This is a genomic window from Haloleucobacter ellipsoideus (assembly GCF_052491725.1).
Map to the genome: position 1 here is coordinate 40,786 of NZ_JBQWAR010000016.1, position 26,378 is coordinate 67,163.

At 61.3% G+C, this 26,378-nt stretch carries 20 protein-coding genes and 1 tRNA gene; 7 read left to right on the top strand and 14 right to left on the bottom strand.

All coding sequences use genetic code 11. The features are described from left to right. Positions 1-340: 340 nt before the first annotated feature. Positions 341-1,090: a sulfite exporter TauE/SafE family protein gene (locus ACT6QG_RS04670; protein WP_444976417.1), complete on the bottom strand. Its 750-nt coding sequence runs from the start codon at positions 1,088-1,090 to the stop codon at positions 341-343. Positions 1,091-1,187: 97 nt separating this feature from the next. On the opposite strand from ACT6QG_RS04670, the gene ACT6QG_RS04675 reads away from it, so the two are divergent. Next, positions 1,188-2,075, top strand: coding sequence for a LysR family transcriptional regulator (locus tag ACT6QG_RS04675; protein WP_444976418.1), 888 nt, complete (start codon positions 1,188-1,190; stop codon positions 2,073-2,075). 15 nt (positions 2,076-2,090) lie between these two features. On the opposite strand, the gene ACT6QG_RS04680 is transcribed toward ACT6QG_RS04675, so the two are convergent. Continuing rightward, positions 2,091-2,930 (bottom strand): aldo/keto reductase, encoded by an 840-nt coding sequence (locus tag ACT6QG_RS04680; protein WP_444976419.1) that lies wholly within the window; start codon positions 2,928-2,930, stop codon positions 2,091-2,093. A gap of 223 nt (positions 2,931-3,153) precedes the next feature. Here ACT6QG_RS04680 and ACT6QG_RS04685 point away from each other — a divergent pair. Beyond that, positions 3,154-3,230: transfer RNA gene (locus ACT6QG_RS04685), tRNA-Asp, on the top strand. Positions 3,231-3,528: 298 nt separating this feature from the next. On the opposite strand, the gene ACT6QG_RS04690 is transcribed toward ACT6QG_RS04685, so the two are convergent. After that, positions 3,529-5,304, bottom strand: a complete 1,776-nt coding sequence (locus tag ACT6QG_RS04690; protein ID WP_444976420.1) for a glucan ABC transporter ATP-binding protein/ permease — start codon at positions 5,302-5,304, stop codon at positions 3,529-3,531. Positions 5,305-5,440: 136 nt separating this feature from the next. Here ACT6QG_RS04690 and ACT6QG_RS04695 point away from each other — a divergent pair, with 136 nt between their 5' ends. Continuing rightward, positions 5,441-5,764 (top strand): avidin-fold protein, encoded by a 324-nt coding sequence (locus ACT6QG_RS04695; protein WP_444976421.1) that lies wholly within the window; start codon positions 5,441-5,443, stop codon positions 5,762-5,764. Positions 5,765-5,816: 52 nt separating this feature from the next. Here ACT6QG_RS04695 and ACT6QG_RS04700 read toward each other — a convergent pair whose 3' ends face one another. Together ACT6QG_RS04700 and ACT6QG_RS04705 are read right to left on the bottom strand one after the other, a co-directional pair. Then, entirely contained in the window at positions 5,817-7,214 is a 1,398-nt protein-coding gene (locus ACT6QG_RS04700; protein WP_444976422.1) for a hypothetical protein, read from the bottom strand. 54 nt (positions 7,215-7,268) lie between these two features. After that, complete coding sequence (locus tag ACT6QG_RS04705) at positions 7,269-9,311, bottom strand: NAD(+) synthase (RefSeq protein WP_444976423.1); 2,043 nt, start codon at positions 9,309-9,311, stop codon at positions 7,269-7,271. Between the two features lie 707 nt (positions 9,312-10,018). On the opposite strand from ACT6QG_RS04705, the gene ACT6QG_RS04710 reads away from it, so the two are divergent. From ACT6QG_RS04710 to ACT6QG_RS04725, 4 genes are all read left to right on the top strand, one after another. Then, positions 10,019-12,325 carry a DUF3141 domain-containing protein gene (locus ACT6QG_RS04710; RefSeq protein WP_444976424.1) on the top strand — a complete coding sequence of 769 codons (2,307 nt, stop codon included), beginning with the start codon at positions 10,019-10,021 and terminating at the stop codon, positions 12,323-12,325. Positions 12,326-12,459: 134 nt separating this feature from the next. Further along, the gene (locus ACT6QG_RS04715; RefSeq protein ID WP_444976425.1) at positions 12,460-15,072 is read left to right on the top strand and encodes a plasma-membrane proton-efflux P-type ATPase; all 2,613 of its coding nucleotides are present in this window, start codon (positions 12,460-12,462) and stop codon (positions 15,070-15,072) included. A gap of 143 nt (positions 15,073-15,215) precedes the next feature. Further along, a complete protein-coding gene (locus tag ACT6QG_RS04720) occupies positions 15,216-16,574 on the top strand; it encodes a bifunctional enoyl-CoA hydratase/phosphate acetyltransferase (RefSeq protein WP_444976426.1) in 1,359 nt (452 codons plus the stop codon). Between the two features lie 83 nt (positions 16,575-16,657). Further along, positions 16,658-17,842, top strand: a complete 1,185-nt coding sequence (locus ACT6QG_RS04725; protein ID WP_444976427.1) for an acetate/propionate family kinase — start codon at positions 16,658-16,660, stop codon at positions 17,840-17,842. 70 nt (positions 17,843-17,912) lie between these two features. Here ACT6QG_RS04725 and ACT6QG_RS04730 read toward each other — a convergent pair whose 3' ends face one another. The 9 genes from ACT6QG_RS04730 to pdhA form a co-directional block, all read right to left on the bottom strand. After that, entirely contained in the window at positions 17,913-18,386 is a 474-nt protein-coding gene (locus tag ACT6QG_RS04730) for a type II toxin-antitoxin system RatA family toxin (RefSeq protein WP_444976428.1), read from the bottom strand. 6 nt (positions 18,387-18,392) lie between these two features. After that, the gene (gene lipA, locus ACT6QG_RS04735) at positions 18,393-19,349 is read right to left on the bottom strand and encodes a lipoyl synthase (protein ID WP_444976429.1); all 957 of its coding nucleotides are present in this window, start codon (positions 19,347-19,349) and stop codon (positions 18,393-18,395) included. A gap of 123 nt (positions 19,350-19,472) precedes the next feature. After that, the gene (locus ACT6QG_RS04740; RefSeq protein WP_444976430.1) at positions 19,473-19,730 is read right to left on the bottom strand and encodes a GlsB/YeaQ/YmgE family stress response membrane protein; all 258 of its coding nucleotides are present in this window, start codon (positions 19,728-19,730) and stop codon (positions 19,473-19,475) included. Between the two features lie 10 nt (positions 19,731-19,740). Further along, on the bottom strand, positions 19,741-20,016 hold the full coding sequence (locus tag ACT6QG_RS04745; RefSeq protein ID WP_444976431.1) for a GlsB/YeaQ/YmgE family stress response membrane protein: 276 nt from the start codon (positions 20,014-20,016) through the stop codon (positions 19,741-19,743). A gap of 124 nt (positions 20,017-20,140) precedes the next feature. Further along, positions 20,141-21,556, bottom strand: coding sequence for a dihydrolipoyl dehydrogenase (gene lpdA, locus ACT6QG_RS04750; RefSeq protein WP_444976432.1), 1,416 nt, complete (start codon positions 21,554-21,556; stop codon positions 20,141-20,143). Between the two features lie 60 nt (positions 21,557-21,616). Further along, positions 21,617-22,204, bottom strand: a complete 588-nt coding sequence (locus ACT6QG_RS04755) for a nucleoside 2-deoxyribosyltransferase (protein ID WP_444976433.1) — start codon at positions 22,202-22,204, stop codon at positions 21,617-21,619. 138 nt (positions 22,205-22,342) lie between these two features. After that, positions 22,343-23,695: a pyruvate dehydrogenase complex dihydrolipoamide acetyltransferase gene (locus ACT6QG_RS04760; protein WP_444976434.1), complete on the bottom strand. Its 1,353-nt coding sequence runs from the start codon at positions 23,693-23,695 to the stop codon at positions 22,343-22,345. An 11-nt stretch (positions 23,696-23,706) separates the two neighbouring features. Further along, positions 23,707-25,092 (bottom strand): pyruvate dehydrogenase complex E1 component subunit beta, encoded by a 1,386-nt coding sequence (locus tag ACT6QG_RS04765; protein WP_444976507.1) that lies wholly within the window; start codon positions 25,090-25,092, stop codon positions 23,707-23,709. 174 nt (positions 25,093-25,266) lie between these two features. After that, a complete protein-coding gene (gene pdhA / locus ACT6QG_RS04770; RefSeq protein WP_444976435.1) occupies positions 25,267-26,280 on the bottom strand; it encodes a pyruvate dehydrogenase (acetyl-transferring) E1 component subunit alpha in 1,014 nt (337 codons plus the stop codon). Between the last annotated feature and the right edge of the window lie 98 nt (positions 26,281-26,378).

The window sequence follows — 26,378 nt, forward strand, 5'->3', positions numbered from 1 at the left end:
GGCGGCATCACGGCACTGGAAGGGCCGGCATGGCCTGCGGGGCCTGAATGGCCCGGAGCTGTGGCTTTGCCGTCACATCGGGTTGCAGGTGATCAGCGGCACACCTTCCGACCGACAGAATGGAACCCTTTCAGAATCAACGGGAAACGCACCCCCGCTCCGTCGTAAACGGAAAATGGGCAGGCACCCTGCGGCATTAACCTTAAAATGCGGTTAAAGGCACGGCGGCTGGCGCAAGATCGGGAAGAGGTCTCAGATTACCCCCGAACATGTGGCAGGCGGACACATTCGCGACAGACTCAGCCCACCCTGCCCGAATTCAGGGCAAAAAAGGCGAAGTTCAAAGAACCGAACTGAACAGCATCTCGCCACCAAGCACGCAAAGGCAGATCAGGAACCAGCGGCGAAACACCGGCTGGCTGATCCGCCCGCGCAGCTTCTGCCCCACCCACATGCCCAGCAGCGAGGGCACGATGGCAAGGGCGGATGCGGCCAGATTGTCGAACTGATACGCGCCATGCCATGCCAGCCCTCCGGCCAGCGCCATGGTGGATACAGTGAAGGACAGCCCCAGCGCCTGCACCAGATCCTCTTTCTCCAGCCCCAGCGCCTGAAGATAGGGCACCGCCGGAATGACAAAGACCCCTGTGCCGCCCGCCACAATGCCCGTGAGAAGGCCCACCAGCGGTGAAAGCCAGCCTTCAGCGCGCGAGGGAATCCGCAGGGGCTGTGCAAGAAGCGTATAGGCGGCATAGATGACAAGCGCCGCCCCAAGCGCGGCCGTGGCGAGACTGGTGTCTCCACTTGTCAGCACTGCCGAGCCGGCAAGGGTGCCAAGGATGATCGCGATCATCATCAGCCACAGGCGCGCCACCAGCTTGCCGACATGCGGGCCCGCCAGCAATTGCCAGACATTGGTGATGAATGAGGGCACGATGAGCAGGCTTGCCGCCGCCAGCGGCGAGAGCAAGGCCCCCAGCACGCCCATGGCAACCGTCGGAAGCCCCATTCCGGTGACGCCCTTGACGAAACCGGCCAGAGAGAAGGTGGCGAAAACCGCCAGAATGAGGAGGAAAGAATGATCCATCATGCCTCCGGCATAAAGCACCCTGCCCCATCCACAATGCGGCTTTCACGCAGCAAGGCTTCGGCTGGCCCGAAGGCTGATTCTGCCCTAACCTGCCCATATGCGGTTTGATCTCACAGACCTGCGCCTGTTTCTTGCCGTGGCGGAGGCTGGCAGCATCACGCACGGGGCGGCACAGGCTGGCCTGTCCCTGCCGGCCGCCAGTGAGCGCTTGCGTAACATGGAGGCCGATGGACAGGTCTTGCTGCTGAAGCGTGGAAGGCGCGGCGTGCAGCTGACGGAAGCAGGAGAGGCGCTTGCCCATCATGCCCGTCTCATTCTGCATCAGATTGCACAGATGCGGGGCGAGCTTGGTGAACATGCGCGCGCGCTGCGCACATCCATTCGCATCGTGGCGAATACGGCAGCCATTACGGAATTTCTTCCGGCCCGCCTTGGCCCCTGGCTGGCCGCCAATCCACGCATGGATATCGACCTGCGTGAAAGGCAGAGCGTGGATATTGCCCGCACCGTTTCCGCCGGCTTTGCCGAAATCGGGGTTCTCTCCGATGCGGTGGATACGACAGGGCTTGAACTGCGCCCCTTCGCCATAGACCGGCTGGTCGCCATCCTCCCGCGCAGCCACGCCATGGCGACACAAAAGCGCGTGGCCTTTGCCGATCTGCTTGGCGATCATTTCATCGCTCTCATGGGCGGCGCCTTGCAGGAGCATATCGGGACACAGGCCCGCAAGACCGGAACCGAACAGAAAATACGCCTCCGCCTGCCCGGCTTCGATGCCATCTGCCGCATGGTTGCCGATGGTGCGGGCACAGCCATTGTCCCGCAGACTGCCGCGCGCCGCCATTTGAGGTCCGGCACACTGGCCATGCTTCGCCTGACGGACAGATGGGCCGTGCGCCGCCTCTCCCTATGCACATGCGCGGGCGAGGAACCTTCGCATGCCGCGCGCGCCCTGCTGGACCATCTGGCCGGTCAGCCTGCCTGAAACAGCTCCCGCCCTTCAGATCATCTCCAGCGGGCGTTTCCGGGATGGCGGGGGAAAGGCGGCATCAATCGCAGCCAGATCCTCTTCATCCAGCACCAGCTCCAGCGCCCGGGCATTCGCCGCGACATGGCGAGGGTCTCCAGCCTTGGGAACCGCAATCATGTCCGGCCGCCTCAGCACCCATGCCAAGGCCACCTGATAGGCATCCGCGCCATGCTTGCGCCCAATGGCCTCAAGCACGCTTCCCTTCGGCAGGGCCGCCTGCTCCAGCGGGCTGTAGGCCATGGGCGGAATGCCTCTGGAAGAGAGAGCCGGGAACAGGTCATATTCAGGGCCGCGCCGGGTCACATTATACAGCACCTGATTGGTGGCACAGGCCGCACCGCCAGCGGCGAACAGATCCTCCATATCCGTCACATCAAAATTGCTGACACCCCACATGCGGATCTTGCCCGCCGCCTGAAGCGCCTCGAACCCGGCGATACTCTCTTCGAGCGGAATCTCCTCGCGCCAGTGCAGCAGATAAAGATCCAGCCGCTCCACCCTCAGCCGGCGCAGGCTGCGCTCACAGGCGGCCATGACACCGGCCCGCGTGCCATTATGAGGATAGACCTTGGAAACGAGGAAAACCTCATCCCTCCGCCCCTCTATCGCCTCGCCCACCAGAGTCTCCGCGCCTCCATCCGCATACATTTCCGCGGTATCGATCAGCGTCAGCCCCAGATCGAGCCCGGCGCGCAATGCCGCGATTTCCTGCGCACGCTGGTGCGGATGCTCGGCCATCATCCAGGTGCCCTGCCCCAAGGCGGGAATGCTCTCCCCATCCGGCAGTTTTATCCGGCGATTCACTGGCATGTTCCCACCTTGATTCCATCACCCTGCATGAAAGAGCATTTTCGCACCCCCATGGCAGGAGACAACAGCCATGACAGGGGAGGCCCCAAATATAGAGTTGGCAACGATTCCAGAAAGATGTCCACAGGCCTTGTCCGGAATGTGACAGGGGCTGCTTGACGAAAAAAAAGAGCTCCTATATCTAGCGTCTCACTCCGGCGGCGCTGACAGCGGTGACCGACACGGGGGTGTAGCTCAGTTGGTTAGAGCGCCGGCCTGTCACGCCGGAGGTCGCGGGTTCGAGCCCCGTCACTCCCGCCACTTACTTCTTCTCCCTGAAATTTGAATAATCAATATCTCCTTCGGGAGAGTATGGATTTTCACGCTCTATTACTCTGGCAAGGACATGATCCTGCCGGAGCATATGCATGTGTACTCATGCTTGCGCGCTCTCTATCGCCCATCACATAGGCAGGCCCATTCATGCGCTCCCCTTGTGACTGGGTAGCTACCGGGCTGGAGCTGTGCGGGTTGAAGACCCTGGCGCTGGTGCAATGGCCGCAAAGCGGATCAGAGGGCATGAGAGGCTGCGCCTGAAAGGCGCAACCTCGAACACGCATCAGGCCTCTGCCGAAGCATCCTTCTTTTCTGCCATGAACTGGGCGCGGGCCAGCGTGGCGAAGCGCCCGTCATGCGCAACAAGCTGGTCAAACGTCCCCTGCTCCACCACCCGGCCATGCTCGAACACCAGAATCTGGTCAGCATGGCGGATGGTCGCCAGACGGTGGGCGATCACGAATGTGGTGCGGCCACGCATCACTTCTTCCAGAGCCGCCTGCACCTTCACCTCGGTCGCCGCATCCAGCGCGCTGGTGGCTTCATCAAGAATGAGAATGGGCGGGTTCTTGAGGATGGCGCGTGCGATGGAGAGGCGCTGCCGCTCTCCCCCGGAAAGGGCCCTGCCCCTCTCCCCCACCAATGCCTTCAGCCCCAGCGGATTACGCTCCACCAGCTCCAGCGCCTGCGCCCGCCGCAAGGCGTCTCGCAGCTCCGCCTCGGTAGCATCCGGCTTGCCGACGCGCAGATTTTCCTCGATCGAGCGATTGAAAAGCAGAGGCTCCTGAAACACCACGCCGATGGATGCGCGAAGAGACTCAAGCGTGGCATGGCGCAGATCCATCCCATCAATCCGCACCGCCCCCGATTGCGGATCGAACACACGGTGGAGCATGGCCAGAGCTGTGGATTTGCCGGCACCGGTGGTGCCCACCAGAGCGAAGGTCTGGCCGGGCGCGGCATGCAGGCTCACATTCTCCAGCGCCGGGCGCTTGCCATCATAGGAAAAGCAGACCCGATCGAAGACGACATCGCCCTTCACATTTTCAAGCGGCCTGGCATCGGGCGCATCGCGCACCGCACCAACCGTATCGAGAACCTGGAAGAACTGGCTCAGCCGCGGGCCAGACATCAGCAGGCGGTTGAAAAAGCTCACAGTGGCATCCAGCTTGCCGATCAGCAGATTGGCAAAAGCCACATAGGTCACAATCTGCCCGATATCCGCCAGCCCCTGAATATAAAGCCAGGTGCCCACCAGCAGGATCACCAGAATGGTGAGAGTGGTGGCGGCGCGCGTGGTCATGGACACCACGGCCCACCAGGAAAGAACGGGGATCTGGATCTCCAGCACACGGGCGGCGGTGTTGCGCAGGTCCTTCACCTCGGCCTCGACGCGGGTGAAGCTCTGGATCACCGCCACATTGCCCAGGGCATCCGAGGTGCGTTCGGCAAGGCTGGAATTATATTCCTCCACCTCCTTCTGCATGGTCTCGGTGCGGCGCACCACATAACCCGTGATGAGGCCGAACACGACCATCAGGCCAATGAGGATGAGCCCCAGCCGCCAGTTGATCCAGATGCCCACTGGCACCAGCACCACCAGCGAGATGATCGCCGCACAGTCCTGCCGGAAGAAGGAGAGCCAGAGGCCCCAGAGCGCGTTGACGCCCTCCAGCATCACCTTCAGCAGCCGCCCGGAATGGGTTTCCCCGTGATAGCTCAGGGGCAGCTGGAGGACATGCTCGAAATACTGGGTCAGCACCCCCAGCCGGCGACGGTGCGAAAGCCGGTCCGCATGCAGGGAGATCAGAACGCCGGCGGCAATGTTGAACAGGCCGAAGCCCACCCATGCCGCCAGCAAGGGCGTCATCTCGCCAAAGGTCGGGATGCGGGATGAAGCCTGCGCCTGCACCAGCGCCTCGATGATGCGGCCGAACAGGATCGGTTCGGCAAACTGGGCCAGCGCCAGCGCAAGATTGGAGACTGCAAGCACAGCACCCATCTTCGCCTGAGGCCCAAGCAGCACCAGAGCCCGCCAATAAATACGCAGCATGTTCATGAAATGAGTCCACGGAAATTTGCGTGGAGATGACCTATCCACGCCCCGCTTGCAAGGGTTCTCTGGTTATTGCTGCCATGCTGTGCCACCCATCATCGCAAGCAGTTCACGTGAAAACAGGGCGGCGGGCCATATCATGAACTATGATGGACGATGTTTCCGGGTACTTTCCAACAGTGAAAACGGGGAAACAGGCACTGAGACCGTTTTCAGATACCGCCAGAACGGGGCTATCCTGAGTGGCGACTACTCCGGCGGCGTGATCCGTGAAGGCGATCTGCTCGGCACGGTTCTGGAGAATAGGGAACTGGATTTCGTTTATCACCACATCAATCAGGCTGGCGAGGTGATGGCCAGCCACTGCCACTCCATCCCCACCCGCCCGCGATGCCTCTGGACGGCTGGTGCTGCAGGAAAACTGGCGGTGGTTCACCGGAGACAGATCGACGGGACGTTCTGACATCGTGGAAACATAAAGCGCATGCTTTCGGCGATGTCTCGGCAGGGCATGATTATTCCACCGTGCCCTCAAACATGGTTCCCGGCCCACGGATATTTGAGGATGGGCTGTATTCGCCAATCTCCATCACCATATAGCTGCCCTGCCCCCCATATTCGCGCACCTGCTCATCCGCGGTGAAAATAAAATGCGGCACGCTGAGCACACCGGAGCTTATGACCTCCTTCGTATCGGCACGCTTATTGACATACCACCACCCCTTTGCCCCGGGGCGCGGCTTCCATTCAACACGGTTATCCCCATTGGCCTGCTTTGCACCATGGATATCCTCGACCACACGCAGCGTTGTCCATTCCGGCGGATCAAGCGCCATGTTGCGGTTTCTGGCCATGGATTCCGCCATCTCACGGGCGGCATCGTGATAGCCATCCACGGTGTAATGGATCCAGCCCACGCCCAGCTCCATTTCATTGGCATAGGTCTGCCAGTCATGGGCACGCGGCACATAACTGCCCATCTTGAAGCCTTCATCCTCAAGCGCCATGCGGGTTTGCAGATCCCGCAGCAGTTGCGCGCCCTCGGCATTGACTTCCGTGGGGGGAATATCCTCGCCCCAGAATGAGCTTGTCGCCCCCTGAAACCAGATTTCCAGATCAGGATTCCCCCAGTGCTCCCGCATCCATTTCAGCATGGCGATATTCGATTTGCGCCATGCCTCCAGAATGGCCGGGCGCATCTCCTTCGGGGCGTGCATGATACCTGTCGTCTCACCGGGGCCGGATTCAACGAAATATGCTGGCGCCATGCCGGTTTCACGGACAATCCTGTCTGCCATCAGCAGATTGGGGCCGGGCTCGTTCCTGTCCGGGTTCCACCAGTAATTGTTCGGATCAAACCCCTTCTGATACGGCATCGGATTGATGGGGCTGGAACCCACGACAGTCATCAGGGGCAGAACCTCCACCTCCTTCAACCCTGCCAGCTCCGCATAGCGGCGGCGAAACGTGGCCGCGGCCACCAGATCGCGACGCCCTTCAGCCCCCGTGCCGCCGGGATTGCTGGGGTCTGACAGATCATTGAAATAGCCGCCAACCAGTGAATTGATACCGAGGACAACCATTTTCCTGATGATCGCCGGATTATCCAGCACCACATCACCGGCGGCCTTCACCGGGGCCTCCTTGCCCGCCCTCACCTGCCATGCCAGCCATGTCGGCGGAAAGCCGAAATCCTCCGATGCATCGCCAACCGGATAATCGACCGTGATCAGCCCATCGGCCCGCGGCGGCTCTGTCACCTCCAGGGTGCGCAGAATTTTGTGCCCCTCAGGGTCCAGCACATCAATATGGTATCCGCCCTCCACAGCATTCTGTCCGGGCCTGAAGCTGAAACGCACATCGCCATAACTGCTGCGCACAGCACGCAGATCACTCGCAGGCTGGGAGGACAAGATATCGTCTCCTCACAAGACAGGACCAGAGGGAGGAAAAGCTGCGGAACCGGCTCAATCGGGCACGTTGCGGTTCAGCTCATCCAGCCAGGGGCCGGGGCCCGCATCTGATGGGGCACGCCAGTCTCCGCGCGGGGAGAGCGACCCGCCAGACGAGATCTTCGGCCCGTTCGGCAGGGTGGAACGCTTGAACTGGCTGGTGAAGAAACGCCCCAGAAACACCTGCATCCAGTGCTTGATCTCGGGCAGGTCATAAGCCCGGCGCTCATTTTCCGGCAATGCCCCGGGCCACCCGCCCCGCCCCGCATCATGCCAGGCATGGTGGGCGAGATAGGCAATCTTGGATGGGCGGAAGCCATAGCGGGTCAGATAATACAGGGTGAAATCCTGCAACGGATAGGGCCCGACAATCTGCTGGGTGGACTGGATGGCGGCACCGGGAGCAGCGGGCACCAGTTCCGGGGAAATTTCGGTTGCCAGAATGGCTTCCAGAATGTCCGCGATCTCCCCGCGCATGTCCGGCTCATGCGCCACGAAGCGGATGAGGTGCTGGATCAGCGTTTTCGAGACGGAGGCATTCACATTGTAGTGGGACATGTGATCCCCCACACCGAATGTGCACCAGCCCAGAGCCAGCTCTGAAAGATCCCCCGTACCGACCACAAGAGCCCGCTTCTGGTTGGCAAGGCGGAACAGATAATCGGTCCGCAGCCCGGCCTGCACATTCTCGAAGGTCACATCATAAACCGCCTCGCCCTCCGCAAAGGGGTGGCCCATATCCGCCAGCATCTGCCGCGCGGCAGGGCGAATGTCGATTTCCTCCGCGCTCACCCCAAGGGCGCGCATCAGGGCCCAGGCATTGGCCTTTGTCTCGTCAGAGGTTGCAAAGCCCGGCAGGGTATAGGCCAGAACATTTGTGCGCGGCAGGCCGCACTGGTCCATGGCCTTGACGGCGACAATCAGCGCCTGTGTGGAATCCAGCCCACCCGAAACGCCAATCACCACATGCTGCATGCCCGTTGAGCGCAGCCTCTGGGCAAGGCCCTGTATCTGGATCTGGTAGGCCTCGTAGCAATCCTCCCGGAGGCGGGCGGGATCGGCCGGCACAAAGGGAAAGCGCGGCACATTGCGCTCCAGCGCCACAGGCTCTCCCGGCGCGGGCATGAAGAAGCTTGCGGTGCGGAAGGCTCCGCCTTTTTGCCCCTCGACCTGCGCGCAGGCGCCGAAACTGTTCAGCCGCATGCGCTCCTGCCGGATCCGGCCGAGATCCACATCGCCCATCACCATGGTCGAGCCATCCGGGAAACGTGCGCTTTCTGCCAGAAGCTCACCACACTCAAACAGCGCGGCCTGTCCATCCCAGGCCAGATCTGTTGTGGACTCGCCCGGCCCGGCGGCAGAATAGGCATAGGCCGCAACCGTGCGGGCCGATTGCGCCGCACACAGCTCCTTGCGGATGCGCGCCTTGCCGATGGTGATATTGCTGGCCGAAAGGTTCAGCAGCAGCTCTGCCCCCGCCAGGGCGGCATGACAGGATGGCGGCAGCGGCACCCACAGATCCTCGCAAATCTCCACATGGAAGGTGAAGGGGACATCTCCTGTCGCGCGGAACAGCAGGTCAACGCCAAAAGGCACCTCCTGCCCGGCCACGCGGATGGTCTGCCCGCGCAACTGTGCGCCGGGCGTGAAATGCCGCGCCTCATAGAATTCACGATAGTTCGGCAGATAGCTCTTGGGCACGACCCCCAGAACCAGCCCGCGATGGATGACAATGGCCGCATTATAGAGCCGCCCCTCCCAGCGCAGGGGCGCGCCAACCACCAGCACGGGATAGAGATCAAAAGAGGCGGTGATGATCCGCGCCAGCGCATCATCCACGGCAGCCTGCAGCGCATCCTGAAACAGCAGGTCATCTATGGCATATGAGGAAAGGCCCAGCTCGGGAAAGAGCATGACTGCCGCGCCACGCGCACTGCCCTCGGCTGCCTGCTCCAGGGTGCGTTCGGCCGCCAGATCAGGCGTTGCAACGCTGGCCTGGGGCACGCAGGTCGCAACCCGCAGAAAGTCGTGAGCATACAGGCAGGTGAAATCTCTCATGTCGCCCCGCTTCTCGCACATGCTGAATGAGCCATAAGGCGAGCATTATAAGCCCTTTAGCGCATATGCGAAGGGCGCACCACAGGCGGGGCCGCTGAAGGCGTGCCAGCCGCTTGCCGGAGCATGGCGCGCCTCATCCACGATTCTGTATTCGCACAACAAACAGGCAAAATTCCAGGATCATAATCTTTGCGGCGACAGGAAATTCTGGAATTCCATGTAAAAACATTTGAGGCACATCAACGGCGGCATGCACCGCGTTGATATTATTATAATTTCAGAAAAACAGATGATCGCCCCACATTACCATGTGGCAAGGTTACTCTAAATCATGCGCTTCATCCAGGAATGCATTGACAAGACCATAATACCACCATAAGCACATGGACAGACCACAACATCAGCCGCATATCCCATTGAAATAAAATGGATTTTCGAGACGCCGAAACGACACAGGCCCTCCATGCACCGTCATCCCGGCCCGAGAATCCGAAAATAAGCCAGTACAGACAGCGACTTAGATTGTCATATGTTATTGCGCTGCAAAAAATAATCTTCAGAAGGCGTATACACAGTTGCCTTCGATGAGGCCGACCCCTAAATTCTTAACGAGAAGTTAGGAATGACTGTTTCCTGGCACGTCTCGTTTTACCCAGCGTGACCTGCCGTCAATGCCCCGTGCCATGCTTTCCTGTCAGGAGGATGTAATGTCCGGTGAACCCACCACGACCTCTACCGTTACAATCGGCCCTTGGACCCTGCCCGCGCCTCTCGCATCCGTTGCGGATCAGGCCAAGAACTGGGGCATTCAGGCCACCAGCTCCGCACCTCTTCCCAACTATGCGGTAGATGCCTGGCAAAGGAGCATTCTTTTCCTTGATCTGCTGCGCCAGCGGGGCAACGAGCAGAAGGACATGACATCGCGCCCGATGTCGACCGTTCTAACCTTCGATCACGAGATCCTTGTCAGCGGCCGTTCACTGGATCGTCCGATCAACTATTCCCTTTCGCGCATCATTCCCCCGGAAGGCACCGTCATCAACCCCAGCAAGCGCCCCGTGGTGGTTGTGGACCCGCGTGCTGGCCAGGGCCCGGGAATTGGCGGCTTCAAGACCTCGAGCGAAATCGGCGATGCGCTGGCCAATGGCCATGCGGTCTATTTCATCGGCTTCTCGGCCCAGCCCGAGCCGAACCAGACCTTCCTCGATGTGGTGGAAGGCCAGGTGAAGTTCTTTGAACATATCGTCCGCCTTCACCCTGATGCGCCGCGCCCCTTCGCCATCGGCAACTGTCAGGCGGGCTATCAGACCCTCATGGTCGCCATGCTGCGGCCGGACCTGTTCGGCCCCACCATGGTCGCCGGCTCTCCCATGTCCTACTGGCAGGGCGAGCATGGCAAGAACCCCATGCGCTATGCCGGCGGTCTGCTCGGCGGCTCCTGGATCACCGAACTGGTGAGCGATCTCACCGGCGGCAAGTTCGATGGCACATGGCTCATCCTGAACTTCGACGGGCTGAACCCGGCCAACTGGCTGTGGAGCAAGCAGTATGATGTCTATGCCAATATCGACACCGATGGCCCGCGCTATCTCGGCTTTGAGAAGTGGTGGGGTGACTTCATCTTCCTGAACGGGGGTGAAATCCAGTATCTCGTCGATGAAATGTTCATTGGTGACAAGCTCACCCGCAACGAGCTCCGCTCCAGCGACGGCAAGGTCTTCGACCTTCGCAACATTACATCGCCCATCATCGTGTTCACCTCGCTGGGTGACAATATCAGCCCGCCGCCGCAGACCCTGGGCTGGATTCTGGACCTGTACAAGGATGTGGACGACATGCGCGCCCAGGGCCGCACGGTTGTCTATTGCATGAACCAGAAGGTTGGCCATCTCGCCATTTTCGTCTCCGCCAAGGTGGGGGCGAAAGAGGACGAGGAAATGGTGCGGCTGATGAATTTCATCGATTGCCTGCCGCCCGGCCTGTTCGAGCTGGTCATCACCCCGGCCAGCGAGGAAGACATCAAGGCCGGCAAGCCCGCATGGCACAGCCGCTTCGAGATGCGCACATTTGATGACCTGCGCGCCTATGGCCGCAACACGCCGGAAGATGACCGCGCCTTCGCGGCCGTCAAGCGCCTGAGCGAGATCAACCACTCTCTCTATCGCACCTTCCTGCGCCCGGCCGTCAAGGCGTTCGCGACCCCGCAACTGGCCCAGTTCCTCATTGACGCCAACCCGCTGCGCCTCAGCTATACGCTGTTTGCAGACAGCAACCCGTTCATGAAGCCTGTGGCCCAGCTGGCTGAAAAGGTACGTGAGCAGCGCGTCACCACGAAGCAGGACAACCCCCTGCTTGCCTTCCAGCAGCAGATCTCCGACCAGATCAACAACTCTCTGAACCTGTTCCGCGATGCGCGGGACCGTGCCATGGAGCAGACCTTCTTCGGCATCTTCGGCTCTCCTCAAGTGCAGGGCTTGCTTGGCCTGAATGATGGGGAGAAGGTGCGCGAGCTGCCGGCCGTGAGCCCGCAGGCGCTGGAAGAGCGCAAGCAGAAGGCGGAGAGAATTGCCTCTCTCGTCCATGCCGGCGGCTTCAACGAGGCGCTGATCCGCTCCGTCCTCTATGTCCTGTCCGCGGAACGCGTGCTGGATGAGCGTGCGGCTGAAGCGCTGAACATCGCCCGCAAGAATCTGATGGATCTTTCCGTTGAAGACTTCAAGTCGATGGTGCGTGAGCAGTTCTTCATGATCCTGCTCGATGAGCACCAGGACAAGGCGATTGATGCATTGTCTGATCTGGTTACTGACAAGGATCAACGACAGAAGCTTCTGAATGAAGTTGTTTCCATCGCGAGTGCGCAGGGTGCCCTGAGTCCTGCCGCGGCTCAGCGCACGCAGAAGATCGCCCAGATTCTCGATGTCAACGCCCCGAAAGGCGCATCCCTGACCCTGGCCGCGAACAACAGCGTGCCCACAAATGAGAGCACTCACCAGCTTGCTCCGGCGGGTGAGTAGTCCTCGGATTTGCTCATAAGGGCTTAGTGAGCAATCAAAACAGGGTATTTCTACCCTAATGCATGATGCTGTCAGGCACGCATTGCCTGGCAGCATCGAAATATGAAGTGCCGCACACAGGAATGGGGGACTCCATGTCGCCGACGGCCTCAGCAACAGTTGCAGGAACTTCTGCGCCCTCAGGCGCAGCCGCCAGCGCATCTTCGGGTGCACAAAAGAAAACAACGCTTGATGCAGCGGGTATCGCTGCTGTTTTCAAGAACAACCAGTCTTCCGAGAAGGGCCTTTCTTCGGCCGAGGCCAAGCAGCGCCTTGCCAAATATGGCCCCAACTCGATCGAGGCCCATGAAGAAAGCCGCTGGAAGAAGCTCCTCGGCTATTTCTGGAGCCCGATCGCATGGATGATCGAGGCTGCAGCCATCATTTCGCTGCTGCGTCAGGACTGGCCGGACTTCATCGTCGTCACGGCCCTGCTGCTTTATAATGCGGCTGTCGGCTTCTGGCAGGACAACAAGGCGGCCAGCGCCCTGGCTGCCCTGAAGAAGGGCCTCGCGCTCAAGGCGCATGTATTGCGTGACGGCTCCTGGGTCGAGGTCGATGCCGCGGATATCGTCCCCGGTGACGTCGTCACCATTGCGGGCGGTGAAATCCTGCCGGCGGATGTTGTGCTGTTTGACGGCAAGTATCTTTCCGTTGATCAGGCCGCCCTCACGGGTGAGTCCCTGCCCGTCTCCAAGAAGATTGGCGACAACGGCTTCTCCGGCTCCATCGCGCGTCAGGGGTCGATGATCGGTGTGGTGACGGCAACCGGCAACAACACCTTCTTTGGCCGCACGGCCAAGCTCGTGGCTTCTGCCGGCGCCAAGTCCCATGCCGAGCAGGCCGTTACCCGTATCGGTGACTTCCTGATCCTTCTCGCTGTCATCCTGGCCGTGATCCTCATCGGCACGCAGGTGTGGCGTGATCTGGCGTCGGATGGTGTGTGGAAGTGGTCTGAAGCGGGTGAAATCGCCCAGTTCGTTCTGGTTCTGCTGGTGGCCTCGGTGCCTGTCGCCCTGCCGGCCGTCATGTCGGTGACCATGGCTCTGGGTGCGCTGGCCCTGTCCAAGCAGAAGGCCATCGTGTCCCGCCTGTCGGCGATCGAGGAACTGGCCGGCGTGGACGTGCTGTGCTCGGACAAGACCGGCACGCTGACCATGAACCAGCTTGCCCTGCAGACGCCGATCCCCTTCTCCGGCACGCAGCCGGATGACCTTGTCGTGGGTGCCGCCATCGCGAGCCAGCGCCAGAGCACGGATGCCATCGACATGGCTGTCGTGAAGGCGCTGAAGGACCCCAAGGTGCTCGACCAGTACAAGGTCGTGGACTTTGTGCCCTTCGATCCGGTCAACAAGAAGACTGTCGGCATTGTCACCGGTCCCGATGGCAAGCAGCTCCAGTTCGCCAAGGGCGCGCCCCAGGCGATCGCCGCCCTGTGCGGCATCAAGGAAGATGCAACGGAAGGCGACGGGCCGGTCTATTTCGGCAAGGTTTCCGAGCTTGCCTCCCACGGCACGCGTGCGCTTGGCGTTGCGCGCTCCGAGGATGGCGGCAAGAGCTGGACCCTGCTCGGCCTTCTGCCGCTGCTTGATCCGCCGCGCCCGGATGCCAAGGCCACCATTGCCGAAGCCAAGAAGCTTGGCCTCGGCGTGAAGATGGTGACCGGTGACGACGTGGCTATCGGCTCCGAGATCTCCCGCGAGCTGGGCATCGGTTCCAACCTGCTGGTGGCCTCCAATGTCTTCAGCAAGGATATGGACCCGAACCATATTCCGCTGGACGCCGCCCGCGCCGTTGAGCAGGCGGACGGTTTCGGTCGCGTGTTCCCCGAGCACAAGTTCGAAATCGTGAAGGCGCTTCAGGAGCGTGGTCATATCGTTGCCATGACCGGCGACGGCGTGAACGACGCCCCGGCCCTGAAGCAGGCCGATTGCGGCGTGGCCGTGAGTGGTGCAACGGATGCTGCCCGCAGCGCTGCGGCTCTCATCCTCACCGCCCCCGGCCTCTCGACCATCGTCAACGCGATCAATGAATCGCGCGCGATCTTCGAGCGCATCACCAGCTATGTGTACTACCGCATCGCGATGACCATCGACATCATGCTGGTCGTTGTGCTCGGCTATCTGGTGTTCGACTTCCAGCCGCTCACGGCCATCATGATCGTGGTTCTGGCGCTGCTGGATGACATCCCGATCATGACCATTGCCTATGACAATGTGAAACCCGCTTCACAACCCGTGAAGTGGAACATGCACCGCATCATCATCTTCTCGTCCATCATGGGCCTGATGGCGCTGGTGCAGAGCTTCGGCCTTGTCATGATCTGCATGTACTGGATGAAGAACAGCAGCCTCATGGAGTTCATGCACATGGACTTCCCGCATCTGCAGACCATGCTGTTCCTTCAGCTTGCTGCCGGCGGCCATCTGCTGCTCTTCGTGGTGCGTACGCGTGGCTCGCTGTTCTGCCCGCCTTATCCCAGTGCTCCGCTGTTCCTTGCAGTGGTGGGCACCCAGATCGTCGCCGTTCTGATCTGCGCCTTCGGCGTCGGCCTTGTGCCGCCCCTGCCGTGGAGCATGATCGGTCTGGTCTGGGTCTATGTCCTGATCTGGATGGTGGTGATGGATCTGGTGAAGCTGCTGTACTTCGCCATTGCCGACCGGCGCGAAGCCAAGAGCATCATCAACAAGCCTATCGCCGCTTCCTGATAGCGGTCCGGCGAGGGGAGTTTCTCCCCTCGCCTCTTCAAACGAGAACCTGTCCGCATGTCCATCCGCCGTGATCAACGGCAGACCAGGGGCGGTCCGTTCTGCATCGGCATGCCCCTGGTGAAAATCCAGGAGAACCCTCGATGCCAACCCTTGCGAACAAGACGTTCGCCGAACTTCAGATCGGTGACAGCGCCACTTCCAGCCGCGCCCTTCAGGCAGCGGATGCACGTGCATGGGCAAATGCCTTCGCAGATGGTGCGCCATTGGCCGGAGATGCGGCCGGGCAGGTCGCTGTCGGTCTTCTTTCCTCGCTTTTTGCCGGCCTTGTCGGCTCCAGCCTGCCCGGCCCCGGCAGCACGGTGCGGGCGCTGAATGTGGATGTGAAAGCGCCCCTGCCCGTGGGGCCGGAAATCAGCCTGCGGGTCACCGTGCGGGAAACCCATCCGGGTGACAAAACCGTTCTTCTCGATGGTGTGGCCTCGGCAAATGGCACAGAGATCGCCACCGCCACCATTCTGGTCTCGCCTCCGGCCTCATCAACCCGGACAGAGCTGGCCGGACACCGGCTGGAAGGTCTGCTGGAGCGCTGCAAGGGCCTCAAGCCCATGCCTACCGCTGTTGTCCATCCCCTGAGCGTGGATGCGCTGGAAGGGGCGCTGGATGCCGCATCTGCCGGCCTCATCGTCCCCGTGCTGTTCGGCCCGGAAACCGAAATCCGGAAAATCGCCGCGGACGCGAATCTGGATATTTCCGGCTGCAAGATCATTTCCACGGAGAGTGAGGAAGATTCCGCCACCAAGGCCGCTCAGGCCGCGGGCAATGGCGAGGTCGCCGCGCTGATGAAGGGCAGCCTGCATACGGATGTGCTGCTGCATGCCGTGGTGCAGAAGGAGAACAGGCTCCGCACGGGCCGCCTGCTCAGCCATTGCGCGCTGCTCTCCATCCCCACCTATGCCCGCCGCGTGGTGGTGACTGATGTGGCGCTGAATATTGCACCGGATACGGACCAGAAGCGCGACATCTGCCAGAATGCCATCGGCTTTGCGATTGCTCTTGGCATTGAACAGCCAAAGGTCGCCGTTCTGGCCGCGGTTGAAATGGTCCGCACCCGCATGGCAGCCACGACGGATGCCGCCATTCTCTCCAAGATGGCGGATCGCCGGCAGATTGTCGGGGGCATTGTCGATGGCCCGCTGGATCTTGATGCAGCCGTGGATGCACAGGCGGCAAAGATCAAGCACATCACGTCTCCGGTTGCAGGTGTCGCGGATGTGCTCCTCGTGCCGAATATCGAAGCCGGCAACATGATCTACAAGAATCTCGTCTTCATGGCGGATGCGCAGACGGCCGGCCTTGTCGTTGGTGCGCGCGTGCCGGTGATGCTCACAAGCCGTGCGGATACGGCCCAGGCGCGCCGTTTCTCCGCAGCAGCAGCCGTTCTTTACGCAGATGCACTGGTCCGCAACCCTTCCGCGATCCTGCCCGCCACAGCCGACTGAGCCGGCCGGCCCGTTCGCGCCTCACCATCCGCGCGGACGGGCCGCATAGTCTGGATCGCACCCTTCATCTCACGGAGTATCTGATGACCGACGCCATTCTCGTGGTGAACTCTGGTTCCACCAGCCTGAAATTCGGTGCCTACAAGCTGGATGACAGCAAGAGCCTGCCACTGCTCTGTCGTGGCGGTATCGACAGCATGTCCACCGATCCCCATTTCATTGCAAAGACCGCCGATGGCAAGCCGATTGATGCCCATGAATGGGGTAAGGATAACGCCATCAGCCACAAGCAGGCGCTGAACTTTATCATCAACTGGCTGGAGCAGCATGAGGACAATATCAAGGTAAAGGCGGCGGGCCACCGCGTGGTGCTGGGTGGCACACGCTTCAGCGGCCCCACCGTGCTGACAGCCGAGATCATCGATTATCTTGATGACCTCAAGCGTATGGAGCCTTCGCATCAGGCTTATGAAGTGCTGGGCGCACGCGCTATCGCGGAGGTCTTCCCCGGTCTGCCGCAGGTTGCCGTTTTTGACTCCTCCTTCCACCGCACCATGCCGGAAGTGGCACAGATCTACGCCCTGCCGAAAAAGGCGCGGGATGCCGGAGCCTGCCACTGGGGCTATCACGGCATTTCCTATGACTATATCCACCGGCAGGTGCCCAAATATGCGCCGGAGGCACGGCGCGTGATTGTGGGGCATCTGGGCGGCGGGGCCTCCATGTGCGCCCTGCTCGATGGAAAGAGCATTGAAACCACGATGGGTTTTGCCGGCCTCACGGGCCTTCCCATGGCCACCCGCTCCGGCGATGTGCCGGCCGATGCCCTCTTCTATCTGATCCGCTCCGGCGCCTATGACACGGCCAGCCTTGAGAAGGCCCTCTATGCTGAAGGTGGGCTTCTGGGCCTCTCCGGCATAACCGGCGACATGCGCGCGCTTCAGGAAAGCACGGACCCGAATGCCCGGCTGGCGGTTGACTATTTCGTCTATACGCTGACCAAGACCGTGGGGGCCTATACGGCCCTTCTGGGCGGGCTGGATGTTCTGGTGTTCACGGCCGGCATTGGCGAGAATTCATCCCCCGTGCGCGCCGCGCTGTGCGAGAAGCTGGCATGGCTGGGTGTGCAGATTGATGAAAAGGCCAATGAGGCCAACGCCATCACCATTTCCACGCCGGAAAGCAGGGTGAAGGTTCTGGTCATCCCGACCAATGAAGAGCTGATGATTGCCCAGCACACCCATGACCTGACTGTCGGCAAGGCCTGAGCCTAGCATACGCCAGATGAAAAAGGCCGGAAGAGCGCTCTTCCGGCCTTTTTTCAAACCAGCCCTGTTCTCAGGCTGTGCCGGCAGATCCGGCAATTCCATAAACCTCATCCGCGCGCGCCTCGAAAGCGCCGGCAAAGCGCTGGAAAGCGGCATCGAACATCGCGCCCATCAGGGCCGCAAGGGTGCGGGAGCGGAACTCGTAGGAGATGTGGAACTTCACCTCACATGCCTTCTCGCCCTTGGGCACGAACTCCCAGCGATTGTCCAGCCGGCTGAAGGGCCCGTCCAGATATTCGACATGGATCACCAGTCGCGGCCTGTCGAGCATCACACGGGAGGTGAAGGTTTCACGGACAATCTTGTAGGCGACGGTCATGTCCGCCACCAGGATCTCGACACCCTCATCCGACTGCGTGCGTCGCTTGACCCGCAGGGCCTGGCACAGCGGCACGAATTGGGGATAGCGCTCCACATCCGCCACCAGATCGAACATATCGGCGGCGGAATGCTTCACGAGGCGTGTGTTCGAAAAGGCAGGCACTGCAGATCAGGCCCGCCCCTGCCGGGCCGCGCGGGCCGCGCGCAGCTTCTCGAAATCCTCACCCGCATGGTGGGATGAACGGGTGAGCGGGCTGGATGACACCATGTGGAAGCCCTTCGCATATGCCACGGTTTCATATGCCTTGAACTCATCCGGCGTCACGAAGGCCTCCACCTTGTGGTGCTGGCGTGTGGGCTGGAGATATTGCCCGATGGTGATGAAATCCACATCGGCCGAGCGCAGATCATCCATCAGCTGGAGCACCTCATTGCGCACCTCACCGAGCCCCACCATGATGCCGGACTTGGTGAAGATGGCAGGATCAATCTCCTTCACCTTCTGCAACAGGCGCAGCGAGTGGAAATAGCGCGCACCCGGGCGCACCTTCAGATATTTTGAGGGCACGGTTTCCAGATTGTGGTTGAACACATCCGGCCGCGCCGCCACCACCACTTCCAATGCGCCATCCTTGCGCAGGAAGTCGGGAGTGAGAATCTCGATCGTGGTTTTAGGGCTGTGCTCGCGTATGGCCAGAATGGTTTCGGCGAAATGCTGCGCCCCGCCGTCCGCCAGGTCATCCCGGTCCACAGACGTGATCACCACATGGGACAGGCCCAGCTTGGCCACCGCTTCCGCCACCTTCTGCGGCTCATCCACATCCAGCGGAGCCGGCATGCCGGTGCGCACATTGCAGAAGGCGCAGGCACGGGTGCAGGTGTCACCCATGATCATGAAAGTGGCGTGCTTCTTTTCCCAGCACTCGCCAATATTCGGGCAGCCTGCCTCTTCACACACCGTATGCAGGCCATTGGCGCGCACGATGCCGGCTGTCTCGGACCACCCGGCCGAACCCGGTGCCTTCACGCGGATCCAGTCCGGTTTGCGCAGCACCTCGGTCATGGGCCGATGTGCCTTTTCCGGGTGGCGCGGACGCTGCTTCAGCGTATCGATCAGAGTGACCATCGAGACTTTCCAAACACGAGAGCATGCCCGGCTGAATACCGCGCCTGCCAGCACCTCAGGCCAAGTGACGCCGGAGAACCCCGGCGTCACGCCAGCCGCACGCAGCGGCCTGTTGCTGCCGGATCAGGCCGGCTTTGAACCCTTGACTGTGCGCCAGATCGCAAGCAGCAGAATGGCGCCACAGGAGGACACGACAATCTGATCCAGAAGAAGATCCGGCCTGATATAGGTCAGGTTCAGCAGTTCCGCCACCCAGCGGCCGAGCATGCCGCCCAGAATGCCCACCACCAGATTGGTGAACAGGCCGCCACTGGAGCGCATCACCTTTGCGGCGATGAAACCGGCGATGATGCCGACTATGACAGACGTGATAAGGCCCATTCCGGCTCCTTCAGCGAGAACGAATGGCGCGCCACACCCACAACAGGATGATGGCGCCGACAATCGCGGCAACAAGTGTGCGGAAAAAGCCGAACACCGGAATATCCAGCAAGGAGGCCAGCTCTCCGCCAACAAATGCGCCGATGATGCCGATGAACAGGTTCGTCAGCAGCCCGTGATTGCTTTCCGTGACCCTTTCGGCAACCCATCCGGCGATGAGGCCAATGATGATCATCGAGAAAAAGCCGACACCCGGCTGATTCAGGAAGGCATAGGATTCGTCCATAAGACCCCTCTCATCAGCCAGCCTTGCCGCCCATGCGGCTTGTGATGGCCTTGAGCATCCTTACACGAGAATGCAACCGGATGCGCGGGGTGGAAGCGCATGCCTGCCCCTCCACCCCATCACGTCACACATGAATGGCGCGGCCATAAGCGCTCATCACGCTCTCATGCATCATTTCAGACAGGGTGGGATGCGGGAAGACGGTATGGATCAGATCCTCTTCCGTCGTCTCCAGATTCATGGCGATGACAAAGCCCTGAATCATCTCGGTCACTTCCGCGCCCACCATGTGCGCACCGAGAAGCTCGCCGGTCTTGGCATCGAAGATGGTCTTCACAAGGCCATCCGGCTCGCCCAGCGCAATCGCCTTGCCATTGCCGATGAAGGGGAAGCGCCCCACCTTGATCTCGCGCCCGCCTTCCTTGGCCTTCTTCTCGGTCAGGCCAACGGAGGCGACCTGCGGCGTGCAATAGGTGCAGCCGGGGATCTTGAGCTTGTCCAGCGGGTGGGTGTGAAGCCCCTTGATGGTCTCCACGCAGGTCATGCCCTCATGCTCGGCCTTGTGGGCCAGCATCGGTGCGCCGGCGATATCGCCAATGGCATAGATGCCCGGCACATTGGTGCGGCCATAGCCATCCGTGGTGATGATGCCGCGCTCATGCTTCACGCCCAGCGCCTCAAGGCCCAGCCCCTCGACATTCCCCACGACGCCGACGGCGGAGATCATCTTCTCCACGGTGATGTCATGCTTGGCGCCCTTGGCATCCACCACATGCACGGTCACGCTATCCGCATGCTTGGTGACACCGTTGACCTTCGCTCCGGACATGATCTTCATGCCCTGCTTCTCGAAGCGCTTGCGGGCGATGGCGGCGATTTCCTCATCCTCGACAGGCAGGATCTGCGGCATCACCTCCACCACGGTCACCTCGGCGCCCATAGTGCGATAGAAGGAGGCAAACTCGATGCCGATGGCACCGGAGCCCATCACCAGCAGGCTCTTGGGCATCTTCTCCGGCACCATGGCCTCGAAATAGGTCCAGATCAGCTTCTTGTCCGGCTCGATACCGGGCAAGGCGCGCGGGCGGGCGCCAGTGGCGATGATGATGTGCTTGGCGGTGTAGTCCCCGCCGCCCTTGGCGCCCTTGGGCGGGTTCTGCGCAGCTTCCACCTTGATCTTGCCCGGCGCTGTCAGGGTCGCCTTGCCCCAGATGACATCCACCTTGTTCTTGTTCAGCAGAAAGCCGACACCGGAATTGAGCTGGGCGGAAACACCGCGCGAACGCTTCACCACGGCCGCCGGATCGAAGCTGACATTCTCGGCAGAGAGGCCATAATCCTTGGCGTGCTGGAGATAATGGTAAATCTCGGCCGAACGCAGCAGTGCCTTGGTGGGAATGCAGCCCCAGTTCAGACAGATGCCGCCAATATGGCTCTTCTCGACAACAGCGGTCTTGAAACCAAGCTGCGCCGCACGGATGGCCGCCACATAGCCGCCGGGGCCGCCACCAATGACGATGATATCGTAGGACTCAGCCATGGAATGCCTCCTCGCCACCGGCTTTTCCGGCGGGGTTTGGAAAAGGGTGGCGCGCCAGCCTCAGCGGCGGCACACCTGTTCTTTGCGTGTGCCCGCGGCCCCGGTCTGCGCCAGTGCCTCAAGCGTGCGTTGAAAAAGTTCCAGGTCGCGCATGGGGTCCGCCGGTTCACTCTGCGCCTGCAGGACGGGAAAGCCGCTGGCCTTGAGGGCCTCTGCAAGCATCAGATTGTCAAACAGGCCGAAATCCTCGGCATGCATGCCATCGCGCATCAGGGTCGGCGGAGCGTCAATATCTTCCGCCGCGCCAATGGTATGGCGGGCGCGGGTGAGAAGGTCTCCCGGCAGGTTGCTGTAGGCCGCCACCGTCTTGCCTGATGCAAAACCGTATCCCAGCTCGAAAGCCGTGCCCGGATCAGCGCTCAGCCCGCGAAACGGGGTGAGATTGGCGACAATGGCGTCTGCCGCGCGGATCATGTCCAGATTGGCGAAAAAGATGGCGGCGCTCATGCCCGCCCCCTCCATCACCGGCTCACCATCCAGCGGAAACAGCCCCTCAAAGCCATAAGCCCGGCACAGATCCAGCTTGCGCCGGCCTTGCGCGCGCGCGTCATCCAGAAAGACCTCGGGGCCAGCCAGATAGAGCTTCATCCCGGCTTTTCCGCCTTGCTTTACGTTCCGCCAATCCCCTCAACCGCAAACTTCCCCATATGGAAGAGCGATGGCTCAGGGCAGTGATGTGAGGCGGCATCGACCGCCCCACATCCCCATTCATGGAGCCGGAAAGGCTCAGACGAGCATGGACATGGGCTTTTCGATAAAGCCCTTGAATGCCGCCAGAAGCTCGGCTCCCAGTGCGCCATCCATGACGCGATGGTCACAGGTCATGGTCACGGTCATCTGGGTGACGATCTTCATCTCATCGCCACGCGCGACCACCCGCTTCTCGGATCCACCGATGGCGAAGATGGAGGACTGCGGGGCATTGATGATGGCGGTGAAGTTGCGAATGCCCATCATGCCGAGGTTCGACACAGAGGTCGAACCACCGGAATATTCTTCCGGCTTCAGCTTCTTGTTGCGCGCGCGGGTGGCAAGATCCCGCATCTCGTTCGAGATGGCGGAAAGCGTCTTCTGCTCGGCCTTCTTGACCACCGGGGCATAAAGGCCGCCATCGATGGCGACAGCCACACCCACATCCGAATGCTTCATGCGCAGCACACGGTCCTCGGCCCAGACGGCATTCGCGGCCGGCACGGCCTGAAGCGCCAGAGCGAGGGCCTTGATGATGAAGTCATTCACCGAAAGGCGATAGACCGGCTTGCCATCCTCCTTGAGGGCGGCATTCCTGTTCACCTGCTCACGCAGGGCCATCAGCTCATCCAGGTCGCAATCAACCGTGAGGAAGAAGGTGGGGGTCACCTGCTCGCTCTCGACAAGGCGACGCGCAATGGTCTTGCGCATGCCGTCGAGCTGGACTTCCTCATAGGTGCCGGCTTCATACAGAGCCTTGACCGCATCCACGCCGGGGGCCGTGGCGACAGCGCTCTTGGGAGCCTCCTTCGCCGCCGCGGGAGCGGGAGCGGCGGCTGCAACCTGCAGGCCGGGCTGTGCGCCTTCCACATCGCGTGCAACAATTCGCCCACGCGGGCCGGAACCCTTCAGGGCGGCCAGATCAATACCCTTTTCCTTCGCAAGGCGACGCGCCAGCGGGGAGGCGAACAACCGTCCACCCGCCGGAGCGGCGGCCGGGGCCGCAGCGACGGGAGCCGGCGCACTCACGGATGGAGCCGGTGCGGCCGAAGCAGGCTGGGCAGCGGCGGCCGGGGCCGGCGCAGATGGCGCAGGCACGGAAGCCCCACCCTGCCCGGCTGTGGCCGCAACGGCCTTGGCATCCTCACCTTCCACGGCGAGAACGGCGATGACCTGGTTCACCGCCACATCCTGCGTGCCTTCCGGCACGAGGATCTTGGCGAGAACGCCCTCATCCACCGCCTCCACTTCCATGGTGGCCTTGTCGGTCTCGATCTCGGCGATCACATCGCCAGACTTCACCGTATCGCCTTCCTGCTTCACCCACTTGGCCAGATTGCCCTTCTCCATGGTGGGAGACAGGGCCGGCATCAGAATCTCGACAGGCATGGGCCGTCTCCTCAGCGATAGGTCACGGCATGGACGGCCTCGATCACTTCGGCGACCGAAGGCAGGGCCAGCTTTTCAAGGTTTGCGGCGTAAGGCATGGGCACATCCTTGCCCGTGACGCGCAGCACCGGCGCATCCAGATAATCGAAAGCCTTGTCCATCAGCTGGGCGGCGATCTCGGCACCGATGCCGGACTGCGGCCAGCCCTCTTCCACGGTGACGCAACGACCCGTCTTCTGAACAGAAGCCACAATCGTCTCGACATCCATCGGGCGGATGGTACGCAGGTCGATGACTTCCGCATCAATCCCCTGCTTGGCCAGCTCCTCGGCCGCCTTCAGCGCATAGGTCATGCCGATGGAGAAGGACACCAGCGTCACATCCTTGCCGGGGCGGGCGATGCGGGCCTTGCCGATGGGCAGCACGAAATCTTCCAGCTTCGGCACTTCAAAAGAGTGGCCGTAGAGAATTTCATTCTCAAGGAAGATGATGGGGTTGGGATCGCGGATCGCCGCTTTCAGGAGCCCCTTGGCATCTGCCGCCGAATAGGGCGCGATGACCTTCAGGCCCGGAATATGGCTGTACCAGGCGGCATAATCCTGGCTGTGCTGGGCAGCCACGCGCGCGGCAGCACCGTTCGGGCCGCGGAACACGATGGAACAGCCTACCTGCCCGCCAGACATATAATGCGTCTTGGCGGCAGAGTTGATGATGTGGTCAATGGCCTGCATCGAGAAGTTGAAGGTCATAAACTCGACGATGGGCTTGAGACCAGCCATGGCCGCACCTGTCGCCAGACCGGCAAAGCCGTGCTCGGTGATGGGCGTATCCACGACGCGACGATCCCCGAACTCCTGCAACAGGCCCTGGGTGATCTTGTATGCGCCCTGATATTCGGCCACTTCCTCACCGATCACGAACACATCGCCATCGCGACGCATTTCCTCGGCCATCGCATCACGCAGCGCCTCGCGCACGGTCTGCGTGACATATTCGGTGCCGGCCGGCACTTCCGGGTCCACATGGGCCACGGCGGCAGGCGCTGCGGCAATAGCGGGAGCGGAAGGGGAAGCTGCGGCGGCGGGTGCCTCCACGGCAGCGGCCGGGGCCGGTGCTGCTGCCGGCGTGGATGCGGCAGCCGTGCTGACATCCTCACCTTCTGCCGCAATGATGGCGATAGGCGTATTCACGGCCACATCCTGCGTGCCTTCCGGCACGAGGATCTTGGCGAGAACGCCCTCATCCACCGCCTCCACTTCCATGGTGGCCTTGTCGGTCTCGATTTCGGCGATCACGTCACCGGGCTGGATCTTGTCGCCTTCCTGCTTCACCCATTTGGCGAGGTTGCCCTTCTCCATGGTCGGGGAGAGGGCCGGCATGAGTACATCAATGGCCATGGCAGTCAGCTCTTGCTGGGCGGCGGAAGGGGCGATCAGGCATCTGGCCTGCATATCGCCGGTCATTCCGCGCCATGATGAGAGAGGTAGCGGCGCAACACGCCGCGACAACGAAAGAAGGAGAAACAGCGCGCCCGACCATCAGCGTATCCATGCGCGCCATCTCGTGCCCGCTCAGCGCAGGATGTCCGTGTACAGCTCGGACACATCCGGCTCGGGATCATTCGTCGCGAACTCGGCGGAAGCTGCGACGATCTCGCGGACTTCCGCGTCGATCTTCTTCAGCTCTTCCTCGGCCACATTGTGCTCTTCCAGCAGGCGCACGCGCACCTGCTCGATCGGGTCATGCTCGGTCCGCATCTTCTGCACCTCCTCCTTGGAGCGGTACTTGGCGGGATCGGACATGGAGTGACCGCGATAGCGGTAGGTCTGCATTTCCAGAATATAGGGCCCCTTGCCGGAACGGGCGAAGGAGAGCGCACGCTCGGCGGCGGCGCGCACGGCGCGCACATCCATACCATCCACCTGCTCGCCGGGGATGTTGAAGGAAACGCCGCGCTTGGAGAAGTCCGTCTGGGCGGAGGAGCGGGTCACCGAAGTGCCCATGGCATATTTGTTGTTCTCGATGACATACACGACGGGCAGCTTCCAGAGCTCCGCCATGTTGAAGCTCTCATAAACCTGGCCCTGGTTGGCCGCGCCATCGCCGAAATAGGTGATGGAGACCTTGCCATTGTTGCGGTAGCGATCCGCAAAGCCGAGGCCGGTGCCGAGAGAAACCTGAGCGCCAACGATGCCGTGGCCACCAAAGAACTGCTTCTCGATGCTGAACATGTGCATCGAGCCGCCCTTGCCCTTGGAGTAGCCTCCGCGGCGGCCGGTGAGCTCGGCCATCACGCCATTGGCTTCCATGCCAACAGCCAGCATGTGGCCATGATCGCGGTAGCCGGTGATGACCTGGTCACCCTCTTCCATCGCCATCTGCATGCCGACAACGACAGCTTCCTGACCGATATAAAGGTGACAGAAACCGCCGATGAGGCCCATGCCATACATCTGGCCCGCCTTTTCCTCGAACCGGCGGATCAGCAACATCTCCCGATAGGCGAGGAGATCATCATCCTTCGTGAAGGTTGCAGCTTCCTGTGAAGCGGCGGCGGGGCGGGCGGTAGACTTTCTAGGGGCCATTGGCATCCTCGAGAAGTGCTGGAGTTGTATTTTTGTACCCCACCTCCTTCGAGCTTCAAAGCCTCAAATCTATTTATTGCACTGCAACATATTGTAAA

Excerpts from the sequence above, each read along its gene's own strand:
- ACT6QG_RS04670 (WP_444976417.1), bottom strand. The coding sequence starts at position 1,090 with ATGATGGATCATTCTTTCCTCCTCATTCTGGCGGTTTTCGCCACCTTC.
- ACT6QG_RS04675 (WP_444976418.1), top strand. The coding sequence starts at position 1,188 with ATGCGGTTTGATCTCACAGACCTGCGCCTGTTTCTTGCCGTGGCGGAG.
- ACT6QG_RS04680 (WP_444976419.1), bottom strand. The coding sequence starts at position 2,930 with ATGCCAGTGAATCGCCGGATAAAACTGCCGGATGGGGAGAGCATTCCC.
- ACT6QG_RS04690 (WP_444976420.1), bottom strand. The coding sequence starts at position 5,304 with ATGAACATGCTGCGTATTTATTGGCGGGCTCTGGTGCTGCTTGGGCCT.
- ACT6QG_RS04695 (WP_444976421.1), top strand. The coding sequence starts at position 5,441 with ATGAACTATGATGGACGATGTTTCCGGGTACTTTCCAACAGTGAAAAC.
- ACT6QG_RS04705 (WP_444976423.1), bottom strand. The coding sequence starts at position 9,311 with ATGAGAGATTTCACCTGCCTGTATGCTCACGACTTTCTGCGGGTTGCG.
- ACT6QG_RS04710 (WP_444976424.1), top strand. The coding sequence starts at position 10,019 with ATGTCCGGTGAACCCACCACGACCTCTACCGTTACAATCGGCCCTTGG.
- ACT6QG_RS04715 (WP_444976425.1), top strand. The coding sequence starts at position 12,460 with ATGTCGCCGACGGCCTCAGCAACAGTTGCAGGAACTTCTGCGCCCTCA.
- ACT6QG_RS04720 (WP_444976426.1), top strand. The coding sequence starts at position 15,216 with ATGCCAACCCTTGCGAACAAGACGTTCGCCGAACTTCAGATCGGTGAC.
- ACT6QG_RS04725 (WP_444976427.1), top strand. The coding sequence starts at position 16,658 with ATGACCGACGCCATTCTCGTGGTGAACTCTGGTTCCACCAGCCTGAAA.
- lipA (WP_444976429.1), bottom strand. The coding sequence starts at position 19,349 with ATGGTCACTCTGATCGATACGCTGAAGCAGCGTCCGCGCCACCCGGAA.
- ACT6QG_RS04740 (WP_444976430.1), bottom strand. The coding sequence starts at position 19,730 with ATGGGCCTTATCACGTCTGTCATAGTCGGCATCATCGCCGGTTTCATC.
- ACT6QG_RS04745 (WP_444976431.1), bottom strand. The coding sequence starts at position 20,016 with ATGGACGAATCCTATGCCTTCCTGAATCAGCCGGGTGTCGGCTTTTTC.
- lpdA (WP_444976432.1), bottom strand. The coding sequence starts at position 21,556 with ATGGCTGAGTCCTACGATATCATCGTCATTGGTGGCGGCCCCGGCGGC.
- ACT6QG_RS04755 (WP_444976433.1), bottom strand. The coding sequence starts at position 22,204 with ATGAAGCTCTATCTGGCTGGCCCCGAGGTCTTTCTGGATGACGCGCGC.
- ACT6QG_RS04760 (WP_444976434.1), bottom strand. The coding sequence starts at position 23,695 with ATGCCTGTCGAGATTCTGATGCCGGCCCTGTCTCCCACCATGGAGAAG.
- ACT6QG_RS04765 (WP_444976507.1), bottom strand. The coding sequence starts at position 25,092 with ATGGCCATTGATGTACTCATGCCGGCCCTCTCCCCGACCATGGAGAAG.
- pdhA (WP_444976435.1), bottom strand. The coding sequence starts at position 26,280 with ATGGCCCCTAGAAAGTCTACCGCCCGCCCCGCCGCCGCTTCACAGGAA.